This window comes from Streptococcus vestibularis ATCC 49124, from assembly GCF_000188295.1.
Classification (GTDB): domain Bacteria; phylum Bacillota; class Bacilli; order Lactobacillales; family Streptococcaceae; genus Streptococcus; species Streptococcus vestibularis.
Map to the genome: position 1 here is coordinate 902,513 of NZ_GL831112.1, position 6,134 is coordinate 908,646.

Genomic DNA, 6,134 nt, shown 5'->3' on the forward strand with positions numbered 1-6,134 from the left:
CTCTATAGTGGTTTTACCCACTACAGAAATTATAGAGCCATTATTTAGAGATTTCAAATTGGTATTGGGTTCCTGGAACTGTTCCATTTGAAAAGATTGCTTCAATATAGTCCTTATAAGTGATTGACTTGGATTTACCTGCTTTTACGAGCTCTTGATCACGCCATATATATGGATCAGTAGCATTGCTGTCACGCTTGGCGAGATAGAGGTACTCAATATAGGTTCTGTCATCAACAAAGGCGCCAACAACCTTTTCTTTACCATTGTCAGATCGGGTGTACATGCGAGTCGTTCCACCACCATCAAGTAAGAAAGCTAGGCGAATATTTGAGTAGCCTAAATTTTTCAAAAGATTATAAATATCTTCGTGATTTAATCCTTTATTGAGAGAAGTGTGGCCGTAGGTTTGGATAATATGGATAATACCATCATAGGTCTCGACGTAAATAGAACGGGCATTCGGTTGGTCAGGATCACCTTTTTCCCAATTTTTATCTAGCTTTTTATCCTTAACGATAATTCCGAAGGCACCTGTATCCCAACCGTTACTTCCCATGTGTGTGAACATTTGTGCCGTGTCTATATTAGGATAGGTCCCAGCAGTTATATTATTTTGATCATCCCCATAAAGAAGGCCAGTTTTGCCAAGTTTGATTTCTTTTTGAGCGAAAGGACGATCTAGACCCTCATAAGACCAAAAACCTGAGTTAATCAGAGCAAGAGCTTCTCTACGATTAGCCTCGTACTTAATACTTTGCTCTGTGAGTTCAGGATTATTATCTTCGGTTCTCCCTTTTTGAAGGACATACTTTCCGTCTTTTTTGAAAGATAGAATTTGCATATCTACATTCTTAATACTGCCTTTTTCAAGTAGGACTGACTGGTCGAGGAGCTCCTTATTTTCTATGTTAAAGGTCAATCCATCCTTGTCTGATGGCATGGAAAGCTTTTTAATATCTCGATTGTTGAAATAGATGGTGAGGTAGAGCAGTCCACCAACTATAGCACCTATCATTAGAAGATAAAATAGCATTCTTAAAAATTTTTTTAATTTCATACTATCATTATAAACAATCTAGGCTGGCAACACAATCTTAAGAACATTAAATATCCAAGAATAGTATCAGTTTTCCTATCATGATACTGGTAAGAGTTTTCTAAAAAGGTTATAATAAGAGTAAGTTAGTCAAGGAGGTACTTTATGTCTATTAAGGTGATTGCATCAGATAGGGATGGGACATTTTTAGAGGATAAAGGAAGCTATGATAAGGAGCGTTTTAATCATATTTGAGATGCTATGGCTGCGCGTGATATGCACTTTGTCGTTGCATCAGCTAATAGTATGAGTAGTCTTAAACCCATGTTTGCAGAGACTTTTGACCGCCTGCATTTTGTAGCTGAAAATGGTGGACAGGTGGTTAGCTATGACAAGCTTCTGTGTCAGGAGTTCATGGGATCTAATGATGTTGAAAATTTGCTAAGGTATTTTAATTATGATTTGTTAGCTAAAGCAACTATATTTAATGGTGCTCAAGGCTACTATATGTTAAAAGGGTCTAGGGTTAATTTTGAGATGATAACAGAAGAAGAGCAAAAAGCCCTAGAAGCTGCCATTCAGCGTTTGAATGGGCTGGAGGAGTTAGATGATGATTTCATCAAAATTACAATGTTACTGAGTCCTGAAGAAGCTAATCGTGTTTCAGAGGCTTTTAATCGTGATTTCGATGGTAATCTTGTCGATGTTCCAAGCGGTTTTGGTGCCATTGATTTCATTCAAAAAGGAGTTCACACTTAAGATTGGATTTGTTTGAGGCAAATGTTATGGCCTTTGGTGATGGCGATAATGATATTGAGCTCCTGCGTATGTCTAGTCATTCTTATGCGATGGAAAATGCCAGCCCTGCTTTTTTGCAAGTGGCAGACCAAATAGCACCGCACCATAAGGATCAAGGGGTATTGACTATCTTAGAAGATTATTTAGGTTATCGTAAAAAAGGGTGGTAAAGTAATGAAGTTATATTTAATGAGACATGGTGAGACATTATTTAATACACAAAAGCGTGTTCAGGGATGGTGTGACTCTCCTCTAACTGAAAATGGAATCTGTCAGGCAGAACAAGCTAAGCAGTACTTTGCGGAGAAAGGTATTTCTTTTGATGCTGTCTGTTCATCTACGCAAGAGAGAGCAACTGACACGGCAAAGATTGTGGCGCCTGAGTACACTGTAACCCAGCTCAAGGGAATTAAAGAAATGAATTTTGGGTCTTTTGAAGCTCAACCAGAGCATCTCCTACCCAAACATCGTCCAGGTTCACGATCTTTTGAAGATCTCTTGGTCCCATACGGTGGCGAAGATATTCGCAAGGTTGGACAGAGGGTTTTAAAGACTGTCATAGAGAAAGCAGAAGAACATACTAAGGAGGGTGCTGAGAATCTTCTATTTGTTAGTCATGGAGCGGCTTTATGGGGGTTAATTATTACTATGGATTTGCCATTTCCTGAAGGGATAGGCTTTGGTAACTGCAATATTTGTGTTTATGATTATAACAAAGGGCAATTGGGACTCCTTCAGGTGGTTGACCCGATTTCTGGTTTAGAGGTGACATTATGAAAGAATTTTATTTAATGAGACATGGACAAACACGATTTAACGCTCAACATAGGATTCAAGGGGTCTGCGATGCTCCTTTGACGGAAGTCGGGATTGAACAGGCTAAAAAGGCTGGTCAGTATCTAGCCAAGCAAGAGACAATTTTTGATCATGTCTTTACGTCAACCTCTGAGAGAGCTAGCGATACTCTAGAAATTGTGACAGGACGAACAGATTATGAAAGACTTAAAGGTCTTAGAGGACAGGATTTTGGATCTTTTGAGGGGCAACCAGAATATCTTACCCCTAAAGCCTTACCTGATGGACAAGGCTTTGGTGATTTCTTTGTTCAATTTGGTGGTGAAAGTACAACTCAAGTCCGGGATCGTATGGAGTTGACTGTTAGAGCTATCATGGAGAGTGTGGCCGAGGGCTCTAAGTCCTTGCTTGTTAGTCATGGTCCATCTATTTTGCAGTTCTGTAGGCGTGTTTTAGATCCTGTTCCAGATATTCATGGCCTTAAAAATTGTTCTATCTTACATTTTACCTATAATCAAGGTCAATTTGAATTGGTTTCAATTTATAACCCTGTGGAAGAAGAGTATATCTACGGAGGAGAAGGATGACAAGATTCTATTTAATGCGACATGGTCAAACACTTTTTAACACACTTAATCGGATTCAAGGGTGGTGTGACTCGCCCTTGACTGAAAAAGGTAGAGACCAAGCTCGTCAGGTGCGTGCTTATTTTGAAAAACATCATATGGCTTTTGATCATTATTACTGCACGACAACTGAAAGGGCTTCTGATACGCTTGAATTGGCTACTGGGCGTACTGATTATAAACGTGTTAGGGGACTTAAAGAAATGCATTTTGGTATCTTTGAGGGTCAGCCAGAGTATCTTCATCCTAAAACTCAAATTCAGGGCCATTTCGGTGACCATTATGCTAAGTTTGGAGGGGAAAGTCAAGCCCAGTTTGTAGAACGAGTTGTAAATGGTGCAAGGGAGATAGTAGATAAACATCCAGGCCAGTCCATTTTAGCTGTTAGTCACGCTGGAGCCTTGATGACTTTTCTTCATGCTGTTGAGCCAGAGCGTGCCTTTCAGTCTTGTCCAGGCAATTGTGCCATCTTGGTCTTTGATTACGATGGATCGGACTTTCACTTTGTCAAACTAATAGATCCTTTAACTGATCAAGAATTCATGGAGTTTTAGTTTCTTTCTTTAAACAAAGATAGTAAGAACCCCTTTCTTAGTGTATAATGGAAGGGTATTTTAAATTTGGGAGTGCCTATGAAGTTTACAAAAAATCAGTTCATTTGGATGGCTGTGCTGTTTTTCAGCTGTTTCTTGATATATACCTATTGGGAAACAGTTGTTTCGATTTGTAACACGATATTTGTCGCCAGTCAGCCCTTCTTAGTTGGAGCGGGAATTGCCTTTGTGGTCAATATCCTGATGTCTTTTTATGAAAAAATACTGGTCAAGTTTATACCATTTGGTTTTATCACTAAAATTAAACGTCCCGTTTCCCTGCTCTTGGCTTTTGCGACCATCGGTTTGGTCTTTACTTGGGTAGTATTCACTGTCCTTCCTGATTTGATTGACAGTATCAATACCTTGATTAGTCAAGATCGCTCGGCTATTAATAATTTGATTAATTGGTTACTTAAGAACAAATCTTTGCAGAAGGTTATCCAAGACCTGGGTGGTGTGACACAGGTTAGAGAGCTAATCAATAGCTACAGTGCTCAGTTACTTCAACAAATCATGACTGGTTTGACGAATTTCTTGACTTCCTTGACTAGCCTACCGTCAACTTTGATTAATCTCTTTATTAGTGTTGTCTTTTCTTGCTATGTCTTAGCTGGGAAGGAGAAACTTGGTAATCAGGTTAATCGCTTAGTAGATGTCTATTTGGGGCGTTATGGTAAAACTTTCCACTATGTGGTTGGTATTCTAAATAATCGTTTCCGCAATTTCTTTGTCTATCAGTCTATTGAAGCCTGCATTTTGGGGACCTTATGTTATATTGGGATGCGTATCTTTAATTTTCCTTATGCTGCGACCATTTCTATCCTGATTGGCTTTTCAGCAATGATACCAGTTGTGGGTGCCTATATTGGTGTTACCATTGGTACCATTTTGATTATGACTCATTCCGTGACCTTGGCACTTTTGTTTGTTGCCTACGTGGTTATTCTGCAACAGTTTGAAGGAAATCTCATCTATCCCTATGTGGTTGGTGGTTCTACCGGACTTCCAGGCATTTGGGTTATCTTTGCCATTACCATAGGATCTGCCTTAGCGGGGATCTTGGGTATGTTGGTTTCCGTTCCAGTAGCCGCAACCCTTTATCAGATTGTTAAGGATAATGTGGTTACACGCGAAGAAGCCAAAGCAGTTGCTTCTTTAGAAAATAGTGATTAATTCAAACAGACTTCGGTCTGTTTTTTCGTGTTATAGTATCAGATTTCAATAATATAATTGCAATCGTTTTCTAAGTGTTAAACTATGAGTAAATTGAACAATACAAGGAGATAAAAGATGACTTATACATTTCCGAAAGAATTTCTCTAGGGTGGTTCAACAGCTGCCAACCAGTTTGAAGGTGCTTATAACCTAGATGGTAAAGGTTTGTCTGTCCAGGATGTGACTCCAAAAGGTGGTGTCCCTTTTGAACCTGGGGCTTTGAATCCTTTGATTACTGAAGAACCAACACCAGATAATCTAAAGCTAGAAGGTATAGATTTCTATCACCGTTATAAAGAGGACATAGCACTTTTGGCAGAGATGGACTTCAGGGTCTTTCATATGTCAATTGCATGGTCTCGTATTTTCCCAAATGGTGATGATGCTGAGCCAAATGAAGCAGGACTAGCCTTCTACGATAAAGTCTTTGATGAATTGGCTAAGTACGGCATTGAACCACTTGTAACCTTGTCTCACTATGAAACACCTCTAAACTTGGCGCGTGAATACAATGGATGGACTAATCGTAAAATTAATTGGTTTTTATGAAAACTATGTTTGCACCGTCTTCACACGTTATAAAGATAAGGTCAAATATTGGTTGACCTTTAATGAAGTGAACTCTGTTCTACATGCACCGTTCATGTCAGGTGGTATTGCAACTCTCATGGAAAAGCTATCTAAACAGGAACTCTACCAAGCAGTCTACCACGAATTAGTCGCTTCAGCTTCAGCAACCAAGATTGGTCATGACATCAACCCTGATTTTAAGATTGGTTGTATGGTTCTTGCCATGCCAGCTTATGGAATGACAGCTAATTCTTTGGAACAGTTGGCTATTCACGAGTTTGAAAATCAAAACTATCTCTCTCGGATATTCATGCACGTGGGAAATATCCGACTTACATTAAAGGATATTTCAAAAAAGCATAGTATTGGAATACAATTTGCCCCTGGCGATGATGAAATTTTGAAGAATATCGTTGATTTTATTTCATTCTCTTATTACATGTCTGTCGCACAGCATACAATACAGAAGACTATACGATTGGTAAAGGAAATATT

Annotated in this window: 9 protein-coding genes; 8 read left to right on the top strand and 1 reads right to left on the bottom strand. The window is 39.1% G+C overall.

The genetic code is table 11. The features are described from left to right. Positions 1-40: 40 nt before the first annotated feature. Positions 41-1,018: a phosphodiester glycosidase family protein gene (locus tag HMPREF9425_RS04475; protein WP_037621457.1), complete on the bottom strand. Its 978-nt coding sequence runs from the start codon at positions 1,016-1,018 to the stop codon at positions 41-43. 282 nt (positions 1,019-1,300) lie between these two features. Between HMPREF9425_RS04475 and HMPREF9425_RS10500 the strand changes: the two genes are divergently transcribed. The 8 genes from HMPREF9425_RS10500 to HMPREF9425_RS10515 all read left to right on the top strand — a co-directional run. Next, positions 1,301-1,798 (top strand): HAD hydrolase family protein, encoded by a 498-nt coding sequence (locus tag HMPREF9425_RS10500; protein ID WP_003097119.1) that lies wholly within the window; start codon positions 1,301-1,303, stop codon positions 1,796-1,798. Between the two features lie 2 nt (positions 1,799-1,800). Further along, on the top strand, positions 1,801-2,007 hold the full coding sequence (locus tag HMPREF9425_RS10505; RefSeq protein ID WP_003097121.1) for an HAD hydrolase family protein: 207 nt from the start codon (positions 1,801-1,803) through the stop codon (positions 2,005-2,007). Between the two features lie 4 nt (positions 2,008-2,011). Further along, positions 2,012-2,614 (top strand): histidine phosphatase family protein, encoded by a 603-nt coding sequence (locus HMPREF9425_RS04490; protein ID WP_037621460.1) that lies wholly within the window; start codon positions 2,012-2,014, stop codon positions 2,612-2,614. Then, entirely contained in the window at positions 2,611-3,219 is a 609-nt protein-coding gene (locus HMPREF9425_RS04495; protein ID WP_003097124.1) for a histidine phosphatase family protein, read from the top strand. Before HMPREF9425_RS04490 ends, HMPREF9425_RS04495 begins: the two co-directional genes overlap by 4 nt. Next, positions 3,216-3,812 (top strand): histidine phosphatase family protein, encoded by a 597-nt coding sequence (locus HMPREF9425_RS04500; RefSeq protein ID WP_003097127.1) that lies wholly within the window; start codon positions 3,216-3,218, stop codon positions 3,810-3,812. Before HMPREF9425_RS04495 ends, HMPREF9425_RS04500 begins: the two co-directional genes overlap by 4 nt. 78 nt (positions 3,813-3,890) lie before the next feature. Beyond that, positions 3,891-5,027, top strand: a complete 1,137-nt coding sequence (locus HMPREF9425_RS04505; RefSeq protein ID WP_003092608.1) for an AI-2E family transporter — start codon at positions 3,891-3,893, stop codon at positions 5,025-5,027. 207 nt (positions 5,028-5,234) lie between these two features. Then, positions 5,235-5,618, top strand: a complete 384-nt coding sequence (locus HMPREF9425_RS10510; RefSeq protein WP_003097129.1) for a family 1 glycosylhydrolase — start codon at positions 5,235-5,237, stop codon at positions 5,616-5,618. Continuing rightward, positions 5,581-6,134: family 1 glycosylhydrolase (locus HMPREF9425_RS10515; RefSeq protein WP_003097131.1), on the top strand; the 554-nt coding region annotated here is incomplete at its 3' end. The genes HMPREF9425_RS10510 and HMPREF9425_RS10515, both read left to right, overlap by 38 nt.